Source organism: Nocardiopsis ganjiahuensis DSM 45031, assembly GCF_000341085.1.
GTDB classification, from domain to species: domain Bacteria; phylum Actinomycetota; class Actinomycetes; order Streptosporangiales; family Streptosporangiaceae; genus Nocardiopsis; species Nocardiopsis ganjiahuensis.
Window position 1 is genome coordinate 226,631 of record NZ_ANBA01000007.1, and the last position, 18,699, is coordinate 245,329.

General features: G+C 72.9%; 15 protein-coding genes and 1 pseudogene. 6 read left to right on the top strand and 10 right to left on the bottom strand.

The genetic code is table 11. The annotated features are described in order from the left end of the window. Positions 1 to 14: 14 nt before the first annotated feature. Both D458_RS0107745 and D458_RS0107750 read left to right on the top strand, forming a co-directional pair. Positions 15 to 983: a DMT family transporter gene (locus tag D458_RS0107745; protein ID WP_051049616.1), complete on the top strand. Its 969-nt coding sequence runs from the start codon at positions 15 to 17 to the stop codon at positions 981 to 983. Continuing rightward, positions 977 to 2,197, top strand: a complete 1,221-nt coding sequence (locus tag D458_RS0107750) for an aromatic amino acid transaminase (protein WP_017586162.1) — start codon at positions 977 to 979, stop codon at positions 2,195 to 2,197. Before D458_RS0107745 ends, D458_RS0107750 begins: the two co-directional genes overlap by 7 nt. A gap of 28 nt (positions 2,198 to 2,225) precedes the next feature. Here D458_RS0107750 and D458_RS0107755 read toward each other — a convergent pair whose 3' ends face one another. The 5 genes and pseudogenes from D458_RS0107755 to D458_RS37415 form a co-directional block, all read right to left on the bottom strand. Next, entirely contained in the window at positions 2,226 to 3,500 is a 1,275-nt protein-coding gene (locus tag D458_RS0107755) for an AI-2E family transporter (protein ID WP_017586163.1), read from the bottom strand. Between the two features lie 197 nt (positions 3,501 to 3,697). Beyond that, entirely contained in the window at positions 3,698 to 4,594 is an 897-nt protein-coding gene (locus D458_RS0107760) for an MBL fold metallo-hydrolase (protein ID WP_017586164.1), read from the bottom strand. A 122-nt stretch (positions 4,595 to 4,716) separates the two neighbouring features. Continuing rightward, positions 4,717 to 7,164 carry a hypothetical protein gene (locus tag D458_RS33150; RefSeq protein ID WP_017586165.1) on the bottom strand — a complete coding sequence of 816 codons (2,448 nt, stop codon included), beginning with the start codon at positions 7,162 to 7,164 and terminating at the stop codon, positions 4,717 to 4,719. Positions 7,165 to 7,240: 76 nt separating this feature from the next. Further along, positions 7,241 to 7,813 (bottom strand): AMP-binding enzyme, encoded by a 573-nt coding sequence (locus tag D458_RS37410; RefSeq protein WP_017586166.1) that lies wholly within the window; start codon positions 7,811 to 7,813, stop codon positions 7,241 to 7,243. Positions 7,814 to 7,859: 46 nt separating this feature from the next. Next, a pseudogene (locus D458_RS37415) lies at positions 7,860 to 8,867 on the bottom strand (AMP-binding protein); the annotation flags it as partial. Between the two features lie 193 nt (positions 8,868 to 9,060). On the opposite strand from D458_RS37415, the gene D458_RS0107790 reads away from it, so the two are divergent. Genes D458_RS0107790 through D458_RS0107800 form a run of 3 tightly spaced genes read left to right on the top strand, consistent with a single transcriptional unit; the run spans position 9,061 to position 12,391 of the window. After that, positions 9,061 to 10,308 (top strand): acyl-CoA dehydrogenase family protein, encoded by a 1,248-nt coding sequence (locus tag D458_RS0107790; RefSeq protein WP_017586168.1) that lies wholly within the window; start codon positions 9,061 to 9,063, stop codon positions 10,306 to 10,308. 53 nt (positions 10,309 to 10,361) lie between these two features. After that, positions 10,362 to 11,513: an acyl-CoA dehydrogenase family protein gene (locus tag D458_RS0107795; protein ID WP_017586169.1), complete on the top strand. Its 1,152-nt coding sequence runs from the start codon at positions 10,362 to 10,364 to the stop codon at positions 11,511 to 11,513. Next, positions 11,510 to 12,391, top strand: a complete 882-nt coding sequence (locus tag D458_RS0107800; RefSeq protein ID WP_017586170.1) for an enoyl-CoA hydratase-related protein — start codon at positions 11,510 to 11,512, stop codon at positions 12,389 to 12,391. The genes D458_RS0107795 and D458_RS0107800 overlap by 4 nt, the downstream gene beginning before the upstream one ends. A 50-nt stretch (positions 12,392 to 12,441) precedes the next feature. Here D458_RS0107800 and D458_RS0107805 read toward each other — a convergent pair whose 3' ends face one another. Continuing rightward, on the bottom strand, positions 12,442 to 13,080 hold the full coding sequence (locus tag D458_RS0107805; RefSeq protein ID WP_040702275.1) for a VOC family protein: 639 nt from the start codon (positions 13,078 to 13,080) through the stop codon (positions 12,442 to 12,444). A 154-nt stretch (positions 13,081 to 13,234) separates the two neighbouring features. Between D458_RS0107805 and D458_RS0107810 the strand changes: the two genes are divergently transcribed. After that, on the top strand, positions 13,235 to 14,638 hold the full coding sequence (locus tag D458_RS0107810) for an outer membrane protein assembly factor BamB family protein (RefSeq protein ID WP_239647913.1): 1,404 nt from the start codon (positions 13,235 to 13,237) through the stop codon (positions 14,636 to 14,638). Here the strand turns inward: D458_RS0107810 and D458_RS0107815 are convergent. From D458_RS0107815 to D458_RS37870, 4 genes are all read right to left on the bottom strand, one after another. Next, a complete protein-coding gene (locus D458_RS0107815; RefSeq protein WP_239647914.1) occupies positions 14,608 to 17,061 on the bottom strand; it encodes a hypothetical protein in 2,454 nt (817 codons plus the stop codon). The two genes, D458_RS0107810 and D458_RS0107815, sit on opposite strands and share 31 nt — an antisense overlap. Before the next feature lie 175 nt (positions 17,062 to 17,236). Then, positions 17,237 to 17,446, bottom strand: coding sequence for a hypothetical protein (locus tag D458_RS0107820; RefSeq protein WP_026119094.1), 210 nt, complete (start codon positions 17,444 to 17,446; stop codon positions 17,237 to 17,239). A gap of 209 nt (positions 17,447 to 17,655) precedes the next feature. After that, entirely contained in the window at positions 17,656 to 17,955 is a 300-nt protein-coding gene (locus tag D458_RS0107825; RefSeq protein ID WP_017586174.1) for a hypothetical protein, read from the bottom strand. 147 nt (positions 17,956 to 18,102) lie between these two features. Next, positions 18,103 to 18,621 carry a pyridoxamine 5'-phosphate oxidase family protein gene (locus D458_RS37870; RefSeq protein WP_017586175.1) on the bottom strand — a complete coding sequence of 173 codons (519 nt, stop codon included), beginning with the start codon at positions 18,619 to 18,621 and terminating at the stop codon, positions 18,103 to 18,105. Positions 18,622 to 18,699: the final 78 nt, after the last annotated feature.

Here is an 18,699-nt window from a genome sequence, read left to right on the forward strand (position 1 = left end):
GTACCTTCGCTCGTATGAGCAGACCTACCGCCGCGGCCCCCACCCTCGTGGTCGGGCTGGCCGCGATGGCGGCGACCGTGGTGCTGTGGGCCGGTTTCGCCCTGAGCATCCGCGGTATCGGCGCCTCCGGCCTCACCGCCCTGGACACCGCCCTCCTCCGCTTCCTGACCCCGCTGGTCGTCCTCGCCCCCTGGATCCCCCGCGCCCTGCGCCGGGTGCGCCACGAACGCCGGGGCGTCCTGTTGGCGCTCTGCGTGGGCGCCGGACTCCCGTACTTCCTGATCGCCGCCTGGGGCGGCGCACTGACCAGCGCCGCCCTCGTGGGCATCGTGATCCCCGGGACGGTGCCGCTGTTCGTCACCCTCCTCGTGTTCTTCCTCTGGCGCACCCGGGCCCGCCCCGCCCAACTGGGCGCGCTCGTGCTCATCGTCCTGGGCGTGGCGGTGACCGTGGTCGCCGCCACCTCCCCCGACCAGGTCACGGGGGTCGCGGTCCTGCTCGGCGCGGGACTGGTGTGGTCGGTGTACACCCTGGCGCTGCGGGAGACCACGCTCGACCCCGTCAGCGCCGCGATCGTGCTCTGCGCCCCCTCCGCCCTGCTGGCCGGGGTGCCGGTCCTGCTGCGACTGGTGCCGACCGCCCTGTTCGACGGCGCCGCCGCCCGCGACGTCCTGACCTTCGCCGCCGTCCAGGGTGTCGGCGTCGGCGTGCTCGCCGCCCTCTGCTACGCCACGGCCATCCACGCCCTCGGGGGTCCGGCCGCCGCCACCCTGGGCGCGCTGAGCCCGGTCCTCACCCTGATCCTCGCCGTACCGCTGTTCGGCGAGTCCGTCACCGTCGCGACCACGGTCACCCTGCTGCTGGTGCTGTCCGGCGTGATCGCCTTCAACCTCCTCGCCGCCCGCCCCGCCCCGCCCCTGCCGTCCGCGCCGCGCGCCGCCGAGGCCACGGACCGCCGCACCGAACTGGAGCCCTCATGCTGATGCCGACCATGCGGACCCCGCGCACCGACCCCCTCTGGCAGCTCACCGCGGCCTGCGACGCCGACCGGCGTCCCGACCGGCTCGACCTCATCGTCGGCGTCTACCGGGACGACACCGGCGCCTCGCCCGTCTTCGGCGCCGTGGCCGAGGCCGAGCGCCGCATCGCCGAACGCTCACCTTCCAAGGCGTACCTGGGCCCCGCCGGCAACCGTGCCTTCAGCACCGCGCTCACCGAGATGCTGTTCCCCTCCGAGCAGGTCCGCGAGCGCACCCTGGCGGTCCAGTCGGTCGCGGGCACCGGCGCTCTGCGCCTCCTGGCGGAACTGCTGGCCGAGACCGGGCCCGACCGGACCGTTCACCTGGGCACCCCCGCCTACCTCAACCACCGCACGATCCTCACCGCCGCCGGGCTGCGCGTACGCGAGTACCCGATGCTGCTCGCCGACGGCCGCCCCGACCCCGGCGCCGCGATCGAGGCGATCGCCACCGCCGCTCCCGGCGACGTCCTGTTGATCCAGGGCTGCTGTCACAACCCCACCGGCACCGCGATGCCGGCGCGGCGCTGGGAGGAGCTCGCCCACGCCATGGCCGCCCGCGGGGTGGTCCCCTTCGTCGACCAGGCGTACTTCGGGCTGGGGGACGGGCTCGACGCCGACCTCGAGGGCATGCGGCGCATGCTCGACCTGCTGCCCGAAGCGGTCGTCGCGGTCAGCGCCTCCAAGGCCTGGGGCCTGTACAACGAACGCACCGGCTGCGCGATCGTCGTCTCCGACGACCCCGCCCGCCGGGCCCACGCCTACGGCATCCTGGAGACGGTCGCCCGGGCCGGTTACTCCCAGCCGCCGGACCACGGAGCGCGGATCGTCCACGAGATCCTCCGGGACCCCGGCCTGTACACGGACTGGCGGGCCGAACTGGAGGGCATGCGCGGGCGCCTGGGCGCTCTGCGCGGCGGTCTGGCCGACGCCCTCGCCCACCGGACCGGCACGACGGTGTTCGAACCGCTCCGCGAACAGCGGGGCATGTTCCTGCGACTGCCCCTGAGCGAGCGGGACATGGGGCGTCTGCGCGAGGAGCACGCGATCCACGGCCTGCCCTCCGGACGGATCAATCTGGCCGGGACCCCCGCCCACCGCCTCGACCGGCTCGCCGACGCGATCGCCCGCGTCCACGGGGCCTCCGACCGGGCCGCCCGCCCCCTGCCGGTGGGGTGAGCGGACGCGCCGTGACGCGGGCCGGGGCTCAGGTGCGCTCGGCGGCCGGACCGTCCTTCGCCGGTCCGGTCCCCGCCTGCTCCGGTTCCCCTCCGGTGCCCGCGTCCGGGGACGTGCCCCGCGGCTCCGCCGTGCCCTCGGAGGGCGTCGCGGGCCGGTTGCGCAGGAGCGCGGCGAGCACCGCGGCGATCGGAGTGGCCAGGAAGAGGCCCGCCACCCCGCCGAGGATCCCGCCGACCGTGAGGGCGATGAGGACCACGGCCGAGGGCAGCTCCAGGGCCTGCCCGTAGATCCGCGGCGCGAACACGTTGCTCTCCAGCTGCTGCACGACGAGCACCGCCACCAGTACCACCAGGGCCACGACCCAGTTCTCGGTCACCAGGGCGACCAGAACGGCCAGCAGTCCGCTCAGGAAGGCGCCGATGATCGGCAGGAACGCACCCACGAAGGTGAGCACGATCAACGGGATCGCCAACGCGGTGTCCAGGAACAGGAGCAGCACGATGCCGATGCCCACCGCGTCGAAGACACCCACCAGGGCCACCCCGCGCACGTAGCTGCCCATCACCCGGTAGGAGACCTGCGCGCCGTGGCGCAGACCCGGGCGGGAACCGGGCGGCAGGAGGCTGGCGATCCAGTCCATGAGCTTGTCGCCCGAGTGCACGAAGTAGATGGTCAGGACGAGGATCAGGACGACCCCGAGCACGATGCGGGTCACGGCGGTGGTGGCCGTCCAGGCGCCGGTGAGGATCTGGTTGCTGTTCTCGGTGATCAGCGACTGGACCTGGGCCCAGGCGCTGTCGATCGTCTCGGTGAACAGCGCCGGCTCCAGCCCGAAGGGCAGATCCATGGTCTGGAGTTGGACGACGGCGTGGTTGACGCTGTCCACCAGACCGTTGAAACCGGCGACGGCGGGGGTCACGATCAGGGTGATGGCGGCGCTGTAGACGATCAGCGCGATCAGCAGGGTGAACGCCGTCGACGCCCCCCGGCCGAACCCCGCGCGCCTGATCACGTTGGGCCGGCGCATCCAGTTCGCCAGGGGCATCAGCAGCGCGGTGAGGAAGACGGCGATGATCAGCGGCAGGGTGACCACCGACAGGTAGGCGACCGCGTAGACCACCAGGCCCGCCAGCACACCGATGACCAGGATGCGCCAGGAGGCGTCGCTGACCGTTCGCAGCAGGTCGCCGGCGTGCGCCTCGTCCTGGGTGTCCTGCTCGGCCGCCAGCTCCTCCCGCTCGGCCTCCCGCCGGGCGCCGCGCTCGGCACGTGCCCTGCGGGCGGCGTTCCACTTGTTCACAAGGGAACTGACCCCTGGCCACTGTGCTTGCACATGAACTCCGTTCTCCGGGCGGCGCCCGCCTCGAGCGGGCCGTCCGCCTCCTCCACCGGTACACGCCGACGCGCGGTGGTACAGAGTCTGTCCGGCCCGGCGGGCTCAGGCCAGGAGGTTCGCGTCGAAACCCCTGGTGGGCGTGTCGCCGGGGCCGTCGGAGGTCACACCGCGCGGAACCGGCCCGGCGCGGTCTCGGTGACCCGCTCCTGGGCCGTCAGACGCTCCAGGTGCCGCCGCGCCGTGCGCCGCTCCACCGGGTCCACGTGCGGGCCCCGGACATGGGGCCGGTAGACCAGCCGGTGTCCGACGATCTCCTCGACGGTGCGCGGCTCGGCGAGGAACTCCAGCAGGGCCTCCTCGCGTCTGCGGATCACCCCGGCATAGGCGTCGAGACGGCTCCTGAACTCCTCGGCGCCCTCGATCACGCCCTTCTGGTGCGCGGTGCCGTACCAGCGCGCGTCGATCTCCCGGCAGCGGCGGATCGAGGACTCGAACTCCTCCAGGCTGCTGCCGGGGTCCCCGTAGTAGGGGCCGAACGACGTCAGGTCGACATCGGCCACGAACAGGAACCCGTCCGGCTCGACCAGGAAGCCGCAGTGCCCGGCGGTGTGGCCGGGCAGGTGCACGACCGTCACCGTGCGTCCGCCCAGGTCGAACACGGTGCCGTCCTCGAAGCCCCGGGCGTCGGGGCGGCCGCGCACGTGGAACCGCTCCCGCATCGCCGTGTCGGCCTCCGCGGCCGCCTCGGAAGGCAGGTCGAGGGAGGCGACCAGGGCCGCGGGTGAGCTCAGGGCCCGGAGTTCGCGCTCGTGGGCGTGGACCGGGACGTCGTAGCTCCCCAGCCCGGCGATGTGGTCCTCGTGGGCGTGGCTGACGAGCACCAGGTCCGCGGGCGGCGCCCCCTCGACCAGCGACAGCGAGGGGTCCACGACCAGCGACGCCCCGGTGCCGCGGACGAGCAGCGAATTGGCGTACGGGTAGGCACCCCGTTCGGCGCCGGTCAGCACGCGCACCGCGCCGTAGTCCGCCTCCGTGTAACCCGCCGGGTGTGTGCCCATGGTTCCTCCGCTCTTCGGGGATCGGTCGAACGTGTTGCACGGCCGGGGACCCGGCCGTTCCGGTCCTCGGCCACCGGGTCGGCGGGCGCCGGGGGCGCTGGGCCGGAGCCCCCGCCCGGCGGTCAGGCGGGCGGCGCGGCACCGCAGTGGGGGCGTTCGCAGCGCAGGCGGACCGCGTCTCCCTCGAAGCCGACCATGCCCGAGAAGCTGGTGGTGGAGTTCCCGTCCCCCCGCACCATGAGGGGGCGGTCCTGCTCGTCCAGGGCCAGCACGGTCATGAACGGTTCGTTCTCCCCGAGCTCCATCAGCGGGGTCGCCAGGGACTCCTCGCAGCTCCGGTCCAGACAGGTCAGCAGGGTCAGCCGCCCCTCGTCGAAGTCCGGGGTGAGCAGGTGGACCCGGTCCTGGGAGTCCACCGCGAGCCCCGGCACCGGCCGTGCCCAGCCGGTACCGCTGACCGGGGTGTCGGTGAACCCGGCGCACAGTGGGTCGTGGCAGTCCACGAGGTGGGCCCGGCCGCCCTGCGGCTCCCGGTAGGCCAGGACGGGGGTGCCGTCGGAGCGGTACTCCACGCGGACCCCGAAGCGGGGGCGCAGCCGCCCCTCGTGCTCTCGGAGGAAGCTGTCTCCGCGGACCTCGGTGACCTCGGGTTCCGAGCACGCGGTGTCGGCGCAGACCGCCAGGGCGAGTGAGCCCCGGGCGGGGTCGGACAGGGCCACGGCGTATCCGCCCGCGGGGGAGGCAGCCGTGGCGAGGTACTCGCCGCCGGTGAGGAAGCCGCCCGCGGCCAGGTCCGAGGGGAGCTCCACCGTCTCGGGGGCGGCACAGGAGGTGTCCTCGCACAGGTGCAGGTAGGCCCCGCCCCGGTCGCCGGTGACCTCGGCGTCCTGCTGGTCGTCGTGGCGCGCGTGGGAGGCCACCAGCAGTCGGCCGTCGGCCAGCGGGGTGATCGAGGACGAGAGGTCGAACTGCCTGCCCGAGAACCATCGGACCTGGACCTCGGTGTCGGGGGTCTCGCAGTCGGCGGCGTCCGCGCAGGACATCAGGTAGAGCCCCGAGTCCGGGTGCGGGTCGTAGCGTTCGTTCTCGTCCTTGTCGATCTCCTCGTGTTCGTACTCCCGCCAGGCCGTCCACAGGACGCCGTCGTCACCGACATGGATGCCGCTGCCGTACCTGGCGTGGTCCAGCTCGTAGGGCTCGCACTCGGGATCGCACACCTCCGCGTACACCTGGTAGGCGGCGTTGCCGATCAGCCCCGGAGCGATCCTCACCGTGCCCTCGTCGTGGTTCCCGCGCGAACCGACGCTGGTGACCGGGTGGGCCTCCATCCGGGGCAGCCCGAACGGGTTGGCGGCGACCAGGCCGGGGCCCAGCAGCGGCAGGCCGAACACGGCCAGGGCCAGTGCCGGGACCACCAGTCCCGGAGGGCCGTCGAACGCCGAGTCGGAGGCGCGCCCGGCGCGCCGGGGCGGGCTCTGGGGAAGCCGGTCGGAGACCAGGACCAGGTCCAGGTCGCGGGTGTCCGGCGTGCCCGTGTAGCCCTGCGAGACGGGCGTCGAGTCGGTCAGGCGCCAGGAGTAGGCCACCGGTGCGCAGCTCAGCAGAAGGGACAGCGGAGCGACGAGGATACCGACCGTCACCGTGATCACGGACAGCAGCGGCAGGCCCTCCCGCAGGTCGGTCCAGGCGACCAGTCCCTGCTCCAGGCCGGTACCGGCCAGCGCGGTCAGCGCGACGGAGGACCCGACCATGAGCAGGTGGGTGCCGAAGCGGTGGCGCGCCATGCGGCAGGCCTCCCACACGGCGCGGAAGGGGCCGTGCCCCTCCAGCAGCGCCAGGGGGAGGGACACCATGAGCGGAACGCACAGGAACAGCGCCGTCCCGAGCACCAGGATCGCGGTCAGGATCGTGGGCCAGTCCGAGAGCATCGTCGACAGGAGGAGGCCCACGGCGGCCGCGATCAACGCGATCATCAGGAAGAACCAGGTCAGGACCGTGAAGTAGCGGTTCAGCGCCCCTTGCCAGGCCTGCCGCGGGGAGAGGCGGCGGCCCAGGAGGTCGGCGCTGCCGAGCAGGACGGCCCCGCCCACGCCGACCGGGACGACCGCGGTCCCGAGCAGGAGGAGGACGCCGGTGGTGACCAGCACGGCGGTGGACAGCGGGTCGGTGGCGGACTCCAGGACCCCGTTGAGGAAGACCCCGTCACGTGCGGAAGCCACCCCCAGGACCTGGCCGAGCAGTACCACGGGAACGGCGGGCAGGGCCGACACCACCAGCAGGGCCCACAGCCGTCGGAGGTAGGTGGACAGGACCCGCCTGTACAGGGAGGACGGGTTCGGCTGCAGGTCGAGGTCGGGGAGAGGAGCTTCGGGGACCTCGGGTGTCTCGGCTGCCTCGGGGGGATCTGGGGCTTCGGAGTCCGCGGGGACCCCAGGAACCTCGGAGGTCTCGGCGGTCTCCGGGGTCTCCCGTGGGTCCGGCTGTGCCCCTGCCGTGGTGCCGGCCGTGTCCGGCCCGTCCTCGTTCGGTCGGTTCCGCTGCGCCGCGTCGTCGCCGTCCGGCCTGTCCATCGATCTCCCGCTTCGCTCGTGTGTGCGACGGAAGACTACTGGCTGTGTTCACCGAGCCCGCGCCCGGGGCGGATCCTCACGGTTCGGCCGGTGCGGCGGCGGGCTCGGTGTACCGCCTCCGGAGCCGGTGTTTGAGGAGCTTGCCGCTGGGGGTGCGGGGGAGTTCGCCGACGAAGTCGAAGGAGCGGGGCACCTTGTACCCGGCGATGCGCTCGCGCAGGTGGGCGCGGAGTTCGTCGGCGAGTTCGGGGGTGCCCGCCACCCCCGGCGGCGTCTGCACGACCGCCTTGACCGACTCGCCCATCTCCGGGTCGGGGACACCGATCACCGCCACGTCCAGCACCCGGGGGTGCAGGGCCAGGGCCCCCTCTATCTCCTGGGGGTAGATGTTCACACCGCCGCTGATGATCATGAAGTCCGTGCGCTCGGTGAGGAACAGGAAGCCGTCCTCGTCCAGGTAGCCCATGTCCCCGGTGGTGCTCCACTCCGGATGGTCCGGGTGCCGGGCGCGGGCGGTCTTCTCGGGGTCGTTGTGGTAGCTGAACACGGGTTCGTCGCGGGCGAAGTAGACCACGCCCGCCTTTCCGGCGGGCCGATCGGCGCCCGCCTCGTCGCACACGTGCACGGTGCCGAGCAGGGCCCGCCCCACCGAACCGGGCCGCTCCAGCCACTCCTGGGAGCCGATGTAAGGTCAGCCCGTTGGCCTCGGTCGAGGAGTAGTACTCGTTGACCACCGGCCCCCACCAGTCGATCATCGCCCGCTTGACCTCCACGGGGCAGGGTGCGGCGGCGTGCACGGCGAACCGCTGGCTGGACAGGTCGTAGGCCTCCCGCACGCGCGGGTCGAGCTTGAGCATGCGCACGAACATGGTGGGCACCCACTGGCTGTGCGTGACCCGGTGGCGCTCGATCGCGGCCAGCGCCCCTTCGGCGTCGAAGCGCTCCATCAGGACGACCGTGCCGCCCAGGGAGTGCACCGCCTCGGCGAAGCGCAGCGGCGCCGCGTGGTAGATCGGCGCGGGGGACAGGTACACGGTGTCCCGGTCGAAGCCGTTCAGGGCGATGATGCTCGCCACCATCGTGGGGAGTTCGCCCACGGGACAGCCGGGGAGCGGTTTGCGGACCCCCTTGGGCCGTCCGGTGGTCCCGGAGGAGTACAGCATGTCGTTGCCGCGCGGCAGGTCCTCGGGCAGGGGTTCGTCGGAGGCCGCGGCCAGTGCCTCGTCGTAGGAGGTGAAGCCGTCGAGGGCGTCACCGGGGGAACTCGCGGGGGATCCGCAGGGGAGGCCTGCGGGGGAGTCCGCGGACGCGTCGGCGTCGGCGGTGTCGCCGTAGACGAGCCGGACGCCGACCCCGGGGACGTCGAGCCGCCCGACCAGGTCGGCCAACCGGGCGGAGACGACCAGCGCCCCGGCCCCGCAGTCGTTCACGATGTAGCTGACCTCGGCCGGGGCGAGGTGGCGGTTGACGGCGGTGATGTGCAGGCCCGAGCGCAGGGCCGCCCAGTGGACCTCGAAGGCGCGCAGGGTGTTGTCCGTCAGCAGGGCGATGTGGTCGTCGGGGCGCAGGCCGCTGTCGTACAGGAAACGTGCCAGGCGTCGTGAGTTCTCCGCCAGGGCGCCGTAGGTGAGGACCTGTCCGGTCTCGGCCTGGACGGCGGCCGGCTTGTCGGGGGAGTGAACGGCATGGACACCTGGGTGCATGCGGGCTCCTTGTCGCGCGGGTGCTGGCCACGGACACTAGAACGGGGTTCGGTGAGCGTCAAGGGTCCGCTCGGGAAAGTCCGCGGGGGAGCCTTGCCGGGTCGGCGGTCGTTGGATAGCTTCTGGCGCAGGCCCGGTCGGCGCCGGCACCGGGGGTGGCGGCGCGAACCCGCGACGACGACAGGCGGACGTGATGGGTGAATCAGCGACCGGACCCTCCGGGGCCGCGACCGAGGAGAGCCCGGAGGGGTTCGGTGCCCGGGCCGGGCAGTGGCTCGCCGAGAACCTCCCCGAGGAAGCCGAGGGCGAGCCCCGTACCCCGGCCGAGGAGCTCGCGCACTGCCGCGCCTTCCAGGCCGCCCTGTACGACGCGGGGTTCGCCGGGATCACCTGGCCCGCCGAGTACGGCGGACGCGGACTGGGCCAGGCCCACCAGCAGGCCTTCAACGACGCGGTCCGGGACCTCACCCCGCCGGTCGGCCCGTTCGTCGTGGGCCTGGGCATGTGCGGCCCCACCCTCGCCGACCTGGGCACCGAGGAGCAGAAACAGCGTTACCTGCGCCCCCTGATGCGCGGCGAGGAGATCTGGTGCCAGCTCTTCTCCGAACCCGGCGCGGGCTCGGACGTGGCCGGCCTGCAGAGCCGGGCGGTCCGGGACGGCGACGGATGGGTCCTGGACGGCCAGAAGGTGTGGACCACGGGGGCCCAGCACTCCGACTTCGGTGCGATCCTGGTGCGTACCGACCCCGACGTGCCCAAACACCAGGGGCTCACCATGTTCGTGCTGGACATGCGCGCCCCCGGGGTGACCGTGCGACCGCTGCGCGACATGACCGGGTGGTCGGTCTTCAACGAGGTCTTCCTCGACGGGGTGCGCCTGCCCGCCGACAGCGTGATCGGCGAGGTCGGCCAGGGGTGGGCGGCGGCCGTGACGATGCTCGGCCACGAGCGGGTCTTCATCGGCGGGATGGCCTCCCGCCGCTCCGACGCGCTGTCCTTCACCGCCCTGGCCGGACTGGCCGTCGAACGGGGCGTCGACCGGGACCCGGTCGTACGCGAACGGCTGGCCCGCCTGTACGCCCGGCAGCGGGCACTGGGCCTGTTCACCCGCCGGATGCGCCAGGAGGCGGACGCCGGTCGCCCGCCCGGAGCGCGGGGTTCGGTCGCGAAACTGGTCGGGGCCCTCAACGACGCGCTGGCCGTGGAGCTCTCCGGGGACGTGGCCGGACCCACGGCGCTGGCCTGGGACAGCGCGGACACCCGCGCGACCGAACGCGCCCTGGCGGTCAACGGAGCCCCCTCCTCCTCGATCGCCGGGGGCACCAACGAGATCCAGCGCAACATCATCGGCGAGCGTGTCCTCGGGCTGCCCAAGGAGCCCTCGGCCGACCGCGGGGTGCCCTTCCGTGAACTGCGGGTCGGCACCCAGAGGTCCGAATGAGCCGGCGGCGTGAGCCGGCGACCCCTGTGACCCGAGCAGACTCCGGAGCCCCCATGCAGTTGGTCCTCGAACAGGAACAGGAAGACCTGCGCGCCGCGGTGCGCGCCTTCGCCCGGGAGGAGGCGCCCCGGTCCGTGCTCCGCGCGGTGGTGGACGGCGACCACGGCCCTGTCCCCGGGCTCTGGCGCGGACTGGCCGACCGGCTCGACCTGGTCGGGCTCACCGTGCCCGCCTCCCACGGGGGCTCCGGCGCCGGACACGTGGAACGCGCCGTGGCCCTGGAAGAACTCGGCCGCGCCCTGGTCCCGGTCCCGTACCTGTCCTGCGCCGTCCTCGCGGTCGACACCCTCTCGTCCCTGGCCGACGAGCGCGCCCGGGCCGAACTCCTCCCCTCGATCGCCGCCGGGGAACGGCTGGTCGCCGTCGCCGTCACCGAGAACGGCCGCTGGGACACCGAGGCCGTCACCACCCGCGCCGAACCCGTCTCCGACGACCCGGCGGGCGGGGCCGGCTGGGTCCTCACCGGACGCAAGGAGACGGTCCTGGACGGGGCCGGGGCCGACGTACTGCTGGTCCTCGCCGACACCCCCGACGGGCCCGGCTTCTTCCAGGTGGACCGCGACGCGCGAGGCCTCACCCGCACCCCGCTGGAGCCGCTCGACCCCACCCGCGCCTTCGCCCGGATCGGGTTCGACGCCACTCCGGCCCGGCGGTTGACCACCCCCGACGCCCGTGCCGCCCTGTCACGGGTCCGCGACCTGGCCTCGGTGGCCGTGGCCGCCGAATCCCTGGGCGTCCTCGCCCACGCACTGGAGACCGCGGTCGAGTACGCCAAGGTCCGGATCCAGTTCGGCCGCTACATCGGCTCCTACCAGGCGGTCAAACACCTGTGCGCGGACTCCCACGTCGACCTCGAACTGTCCGAGTCCGTGCTCCGCCACGCCGCCTGGGCCGCCGACCACGCCCCGGGCGAGTTCCCCGTGGCCGCCGCTCACGCCCGGCTCACCGTCCCCGCGGCCGCCTTCCGCACCGCCGCCCGCGCCGTCGAGGTGCTCGGCGGGATCGGCTTCACGTGGGAACACGACGCTCACCTGTACTACAAACGGGCCAGGACCCTGGAACACCTGCTCGGCGACCCCTCCGACGCCGCGCGCGTGCTCGCCGACCGCCTCCTGCCCGACACCGCCCCGGAGGCCGCCCGATGAACCACCGCGAGATCCGCTACGAGGTGGCCGAAGGCATCGCCACGATCACCCTGGACCGTCCCGAGAAGCTCAACGCGCTCACCGCCGTGATGGCGGCCGAACTCCTCGCCGCCTTCGACACCACCGACGCCGACGACGCGGTCCGGGCCGTGGTGCTGACCGGTGCCGGCCGCGGGTTCTGCGCCGGGGCCGACCTCGGCCGGGGCGCCAGGACCTTCGACGCCGCCGACGAGGGCCACCCGGGTTCGGCGGCGGACACCGAGACGGTGGACGGGGTGCCCCGCGACGGCGGCGGGGTGCTCGCGCTGCGCGTGGCGGCCTCGCTCAAACCGGTGATCGTCGCGGTCAACGGTCCCGCCGTGGGGGTGGGCGCCACCATGATCCTGCCCGCGGACATCCGGATCGCGGCGGACGGCGCCCGGTTCGGGTTCGTGTTCACCCGCCGCGGCCTGGTCCCGGAGGCCGCCTCCAGCTGGTTCCTGCCCCGGGTGGTGGGGATCTCCCAGGCGATGGAGTGGGTGGCCACCGGGCGGGTCTTCGACGCCAGGGAGGCCCTGGCCGGAGGGCTGGTCTCACGGATCGAACCCGCCGACGGGCTGCTCGCCGCAGCGCACGGGATCGCCCGCGAGATCGTCGAGAACACCTCGGCGGTGTCGGTGGCGCTCTCCCGCCGCATGCTGTGGTCGATGCTGGGCGCGGACGGCCCGTGGGACGCGCACCGGATGGACTCCCGGACGATCCACCGGCTCGGCGGCGGCCCGGAGGCGGCCGAGGGGGTGCTGTCGTTCCTGGAGAAGCGCCCGCCCCGTTTCCCCGGCCGGATCGACGAGTACCGGGACGTCCTCCCCGACTGGCCCGAACGCCCCGAGGACAGCTGACCGGGTGGGCGGGGCCCTGGGGTCGGAATCCCCGTGGCGCTCCCCGCGGCTCAGTGCCGGGCGTCCTGCCGGACGGCCTCCCAGGCGAACCCGTCCGGGTCGGTGAAGGCCGCGGTGTCGTTGCCGACCGTGAGCCGGGGCGAACCGGTGCCCTCGGGGGCGACCCCGGCGACCTTGGCCAGGCCCTTGCGCTTGTACAGCGCCAGCTTCACGGCACCGGACCCGGACGCGAACTGGACGTACTTGCCGCCGAAGCTGTTGGCCACGGCCAGGCCCTGCCCGACGTAGAACTTCTTGCTCTCGGTCACGTCCGTGACGCCCAGCTGGAGGATGAGGTCGTCGATCTCGCGGGTGGCCGGACCGGTGTCCTTCTTCGACGAGGACGCGATCGTGCAGATCGCCCCGTCCGGGGTTCGCACGGAGCCGCCGTAGCCCCACAGCGATCTCGCGACCGGGTTCAGCACCGTGGCCCCGGCCTCCAGCGCGGTGCCGACCAGGCTGTCGACGGTGGAGGGCTGCGAGACCACCATGGAGATCGTGAACCCGCGGAAGCCGGAGGTCGCCGGTTCGGCGGCCCGCGGAGTCACCTCGGAGCCCAGCCCGAAGGCGTCGGAGTAGAAGCGCCCGGCGGCCCCGGGGTCGGCCACGTCGAGGATCAGGGTTTCGATGGAAGTGAGGTCTGAGGTCATGTCCACGACACTAGTTCCGCCCTGGTCGGCGGTGCTTCTCGATTCCTGACCGGTTCGGTCGCACACCCGCACCCGCCGTTCCGGCGGCGGTCACGGGGACGCACGAGGGCGGGTGCCGGTCGGGACCCGGTGCCCGGCTCGCTACGATGCGCGCATGCTTTCCCCTGCCCCGTTCCCTTCGTTCTCCCCGGCCCGGACCCTCCCCGTGCTCGGACTGGTCTGCGTCCTCGCCCTCACCGCCTGTTCCGACGGGGAGGAGGCCGCCCCGGAGCTCCTGCCGCCCTCCGCGATCAGTCCGGACCGACTGGTCACCTGCGAGGACCCCGCAGACGCCGGAAGCACCGGCGACTGCGGCGAGCCGGGTTCGGTGCGCTGGTCCCTGCCGTTGGAAGGGGAGTACATGATGTACACCTACCCGGGTGATTCCTCGGTGGTCCTTCCCCGGGGGCAGGCGACCTCCAGCGATCACCCCTATCCCGGGGCCACCGTCCACGAGGGGGTTCTCTACCACCACGACCACGAACAGATCCTCGCGGTCGACCTGGAGAGCGCCGAGCCGCTGTGGACCGAGGAGGTCGACCCCGACCGGAACAAGAGCGTGCTCGGCCTCCATCCGGTGGGGGACCGGCTGGTCATGGTCGCCCGGGACAACCGTGAGTGGATGGGCCTGCTCTACCTGCTCGACCCCGCCGAGGACGGCCTGGAGTGGGAGTTCCTCGACCTGGAGACGCATACCGCGCTCCGGGAGGGGATCCCCGCCAACGACACCCACTTCCTGGTCACCACGGAACGGAACATCGGGTCCGGGGAGGACAGTGTGTACGCCCTCGTGGCGGCCTCCACCGGCCGTACCGAGTGGACCGCCCCACTGCCCGGCCGGGTGGACGTTGACGCCCTGACCGAGGACACCCTCTTCACCCTTGAACGGTCCGGCGACGACAGCGGCGAACCCGACCTCGTCCACCGGGTCGACCTCGCCGACGGGCGGGTGTCAGAGGGTTTCCCCGTCCCCGAGGGCCTGGACGCGAACGAGCTCACCGCGGTCGGTGGCGGCGGCCTGTTCGTGTCCGGAGGGGCCGTCATGGACACCGGGACCGGGGAACGGCTGTGGACCCTCGACGGCGGCCGCGAGTTCCATCGGGTCGTGGCGGGTGACCCCGGCCTGCTGCACCTGAGCCGGGGCGACGACCACTGGCTGGTGGACGCCCGCACCGGCGAGGAGGTGGACGACCGGGCCCTCGGATTCCCGCCGGAGAGCTACGGGGTCGACTACCACTGGTACCGCGACGGTGTCGACACCTCAGAACTCGACCCCCACACCCCTCCCGTCACGGCCGAGGGGCCGAACGCGGAGCGCTTCGAGATCGACACGGCCGCCGGAATCCGCCACCTGGCCTCGTATCAGACGGAGGAGGGGGAGTACGTCGGTGTGTACCGGGGCTGTGCCCCTGACGGGGTGCGCGAGCTCGGCTGGGAGTCGCCCACCGGGGGACCCGAGTGTGTCGCACCCCGTCTGTTCGCCGTGGACTACGGTGTGGCCGGGACACCCCCGCAGTAGGGTTCCGCGCAGCTCAGGTACAGCGACTCGGCGTCGAACCCGCCCCCGAACACGCCCTGCGCACCCTCGCCCCAGACCATGTGCGGTCGGTCGCGTGCGTCCAGGGCCAGGGCGGTGACCGCGGGCTCGCTCTCGAAACCGACCAGCCCGGTGCTCACCGTCTCCGTGCAGCTCCGGTCCAGGCAGGACAACAGGACCAGCTCCTGTCCCGCCATGTCCGGGGTCAGCAGCTGGGGCCGGTCCTGGGAGTCGACGGCCAACCCCGGTGTGGGGCGGGCCCAGCCCGGCCCGGTGACGGCGCGGTCGGTGAACTCCGAGCACACGGCGTCGTGGCAGTCCACCAGCCGGGCCTCTCCGGTGCGGACGTCGCGGTAGGCCGCCACCGGTGTGCCGTCGGAGCGGTACTCGATCCGCGCTCCGAACCTCGGCCTGAGCCTGGACTCGTACTCGATCCGGAACCGGTCCCCGAACACCTCGGCGACCTCCGGTTCCGCGCACTCGTTCTCCGCGCAGAGCACCAGGGAGAAAGAGCCGAAGTTGGGGTCCACCGCCGCCACACCGAACCCGCCTTCAGGGGAACCGGCCGCGTGCAGGAAGGCTCCGTCGGTGATGAATCCGCCCACCGTCAGATCGGGGGGCAGGTCCAGGATGTGCGGGTCCGCGCACGCGGCGTCCCCGCACACGTGCAGGCGCAGCCCGCCGCTGTCGCCGTCGACCACCTCGTCGAGGTCGCGCCGGTCGTCGTGGCGCACGTGTGAGGCCACGACCATTCCGCCGTCGGCCAGCGGTGCCACCGCGGAGTGGATGTCGTACAGCTTGCCGTCGAAGGGGCGCAGGAGCTCCGCGTCGGCGTGGTCGCACTCCAGGGCGTCCTCGCACACCGTCAGGTACAGGCCGGACTCGGGGTGGGGGGCGTAGCGGTCCTGGTCGGAGTCCTCGTCGTGTTCGAACTCCTGCCAGTGGGTCTGCAGCAGCCGCCCGCCTTCGACCGAGACCCCGCTGCCACCCCTGAGTGTCTGGGAGCCGGGCCCGACCGCGCAGTCGGGGTCGCACCACTCCAGCTGGGTTCCGCGCCGGGCCGTACCGATCAGTGCTCCGGCGTCGGTGGCGTCGACGTCCACCGTGAGGTCGTCGGCGCGCACGCTCTCCAGCGAGCTGGCGGTGAGCTCCATGAGACCGAAGGGGTTGGCGGCGAGGGCCGCCGGGCCCAGCAACGGGGGCGCGAACAGCGCCGCGACCGTCAACGGCACGGTCGCCAGGTGGTGGACGCGCGATCCGGCCGTCTCAGAGCGGGGACCGGGCAACTGTCTGCCGACCCGGGCAAGGTCCAGGTCGGTGAGCGGGCCGCTCGGCACGCCGAAAGCCGGAGCCGGGGTGACCGGTTCGCCGATCGGGCGGCCCTGGCTGTCGTAGGCCGAGAAGTGGACCGGGGTCTGGCCGATACCGTCCCCGGCGTAGAGCACGGGGGCGCAGAGCAGCAGCAGGGACAGCGGCGCTGTCAGCATCGACACCGTCGCGGTGATGCCCAGCAAGGCGAGATCGCCTTCGGCCATCTCGGTCCAACGCAGCAGGGACCGTTCCAGAACGGTCCCGAACAGCACGGACACGCCGTAGGAGACGGTCACGAACAGGACGTGTGTTCCCCTGCGGTAACGGCCGATCCGCCAAGCGGCTGCCAGCCCTCGGAAGGGGCCGTGCCCCTCCAGCAGGGCGGCGGGCAGCATGACCGACAGCGGGGTCAGCAGGAGGAGCAGCGGGGGCAGGGCCACGATCGCGATCCCGAGCAGGGGCCAGTCCCGGGACAGGAGCCACAGTGCCGGCGCCAGCGCCGCGGCCATCAGGAGGAGGACCATCAGTGCCCAGGCCAGAGTGGTGAAGTAGCGGCGCAGGGCTCCCCGCCAGGCGTCGCGCACGGTGACCCGGCGCCCCAGCAGGGCCCCGCCGCCGAGCAGGACAGAGCCGCCGAGGGGGATCGGTCCGACCAGCAGCCCCAGCACGCACAGCGCGCCCAACATGACCAGGGCGGTCGTTCCCACCGGGTCCGTGGCGGTCTCCAGCACCCCGTTGAGGTAGGCACCCTCGCTGGCGGGCCACACCACGTAGATCTGGCTCAGCAGCACCAGGGGCACGAGCGGAAGGCCCGCCACGACCAGCAGCGCCCACAGGTTCCGGACGTAGACCCGGAACACCCGTGCGAACAGGTCCGGAGTGTGCTGCTCGACCGACAGGTCCGCTGGGGTGTCCGTGTCCGGAGCGCTTTCGGAGTCCTCGTTCGGCCCCTCGGCTCCTGCGGCCCTTCCGGCCTCGAGGCGATGGCCTGGATCAGTGGGAGCTGGTCGCCCCTCCCCCTCCGACTCGGAACCGTCGTGGTTCGGCCGCTCGTCCGGCTCGCCCATCATCTCCCCTTGTGTCCCCTGTGGCATGTGCGTCGGCAGACTACTGGGGGCCGAAACGGCGTCCGTACTCAGGGCGAAGGGCTACGGCGGCCTGCGGAAGGGAGGAGGGCTCGGCACGGGTCGGGGCCGCACACCCTTGCTCGGGGTGCGCGGCCCCTGTGATCGGTCCGGCCCGTGCGGGTTCCGGATGGGGGGTCCCTGGTTACTCGGAGGGCTCGGGAAGATCCGGGCACTCGATGGCCGGGTTGACACCGATGTAGTTCAGAGGACCGATGAAGATGGTCGCCACAGTACTGCCCAGTGATGAGCAGGAGGCCTCTGAAGTGCTGAAGTATCCGCGTTGGACAGCGGCTGTGACGCCGACTGCCAACCAGATGAGGACGAGTACCGAAAGGGTGATGCTGGTACGCACTGTTGCCTCCTGGGGGGTGGGGCGTTATGCGGTCGCCGGGGTCCTGTCGACGGGGTCGGCGCTGAGCCGCTCCGTTCCGGCCGGACGCGTGGGCTCTGTGGGGGCCTCATACCCGCCAGGTCTCCTTCCTCACCTGGCTTCGGGCCCGGGGCGCCGCGCTTGCCCGGTCCACGCTGGTCGTGGGGCTCGGCCCGGGTGGTCGTGCGGGCTCAGTCCACGATGGTGCCGACGACCTCGAAGGTGTCCGGGTCCAGCAGGTCCAGGCCGTCGTCGGCGGTGACGGCGGCGATCACCTCACCGTGCGGATGCGGCACCGCCCGGTAGTGGTCGAGGCCGTCGGGGAGTACGTCCTCTCCGCTGTTCGGGTGCCAGGCGTGGTTGTGCAGAGTGTACTCGCCGGGCTCCGCCTCCTCCTGCCAGGAGACGAACACACGGTCGCGCTCGGCGACCCGCCGCCCCGCCTCGTCCGGGGAAAGCGCACCGGAGGTCAGCGCCGCGACCTCCTCCACCCTTTGGGAGTCCTCCCGGGGCAGGGGAACGGGAGGCAGGTCACCGTTCGGCCGGATCCGACCGAACGGCCGTGGCCGCTTGCGGACTCCGGCTGTGACGAGAAGCGTCCCGGGATGGTTCTGTGCCCACCGGCGGTCCGGGCCCGGCTAACGCGGCTGCGGGCCGAACCGCCACCGGGTGGGGCCGTGACCGACGTCGTCGGCGGGGAAGGCGTAGCCGGTCTCGGGCACGATCCCGTACACGGCGTAGGGCGGGGGACCCGCGGTCGGGGCGCCCTCCGGGCCGGTGATGAGTGCCCCCTCCGCGACGGGCTCCCACCCGTAGACGGCCGGGTAGGCCCCGGCCACCTCCTCGACCAGGCTCTCCTCCCGGATCCGCTCGGCCCGTCCCTCGATCACCACGTCCAGGCGGCCGGTGGCCACCGCGAGGCTCACCGGCGGGGAACCGGCCAGCAGCCGCGCTTTGCGGGTGCCGTCCCCGCAGGCGAAGTAGGGCCTCCCGCCCACCCACACCGCCAGCAGCGGCCGGGTGTGCACGGTCCCGTCCTCCCGGTTCAGGGTCAGCCAGTACGTCCGGTCCACCCCGGCCAGGTGGTCGAGCACCTCCTCCCAAGCCCCGGGAGAGTCGTCGGTCAGGGCTTCGGCCCGCGGGTTCCGCGCATCCATGGCATGCCTTCCGGGTGGTGTCCAGTGGTGCCGGTCACCCTAGTCATGGGCACTGACAGTCCGGAGCCGCCGAACCGC

What these genes read in the sequence shown, in the direction of transcription:
- D458_RS0107800 (WP_017586170.1), top strand. Translation starts at nt 11,510, where the DNA reads ATGAACCACCGCGAGATCCGCTACGAGGTGGCCGAAGGCATCGCCACG.
- D458_RS0107810 (WP_239647913.1), top strand. Translation starts at nt 13,235, where the DNA reads ATGCTTTCCCCTGCCCCGTTCCCTTCGTTCTCCCCGGCCCGGACCCTC.
- D458_RS0107815 (WP_239647914.1), bottom strand. Translation starts at nt 17,061, where the DNA reads ATGCCACAGGGGACACAAGGGGAGATGATGGGCGAGCCGGACGAGCGG.
- D458_RS0107745 (WP_051049616.1), top strand. Translation starts at nt 15, where the DNA reads ATGAGCAGACCTACCGCCGCGGCCCCCACCCTCGTGGTCGGGCTGGCC.
- D458_RS33150 (WP_017586165.1), bottom strand. Translation starts at nt 7,164, where the DNA reads ATGGACAGGCCGGACGGCGACGACGCGGCGCAGCGGAACCGACCGAAC.
- D458_RS0107805 (WP_040702275.1), bottom strand. Translation starts at nt 13,080, where the DNA reads ATGACCTCAGACCTCACTTCCATCGAAACCCTGATCCTCGACGTGGCC.
- D458_RS0107750 (WP_017586162.1), top strand. Translation starts at nt 977, where the DNA reads ATGCTGATGCCGACCATGCGGACCCCGCGCACCGACCCCCTCTGGCAG.
- D458_RS0107790 (WP_017586168.1), top strand. Translation starts at nt 9,061, where the DNA reads ATGGGTGAATCAGCGACCGGACCCTCCGGGGCCGCGACCGAGGAGAGC.
- D458_RS0107760 (WP_017586164.1), bottom strand. Translation starts at nt 4,594, where the DNA reads ATGGGCACACACCCGGCGGGTTACACGGAGGCGGACTACGGCGCGGTG.
- D458_RS0107795 (WP_017586169.1), top strand. Translation starts at nt 10,362, where the DNA reads ATGCAGTTGGTCCTCGAACAGGAACAGGAAGACCTGCGCGCCGCGGTG.
- D458_RS37870 (WP_017586175.1), bottom strand. Translation starts at nt 18,621, where the DNA reads ATGGATGCGCGGAACCCGCGGGCCGAAGCCCTGACCGACGACTCTCCC.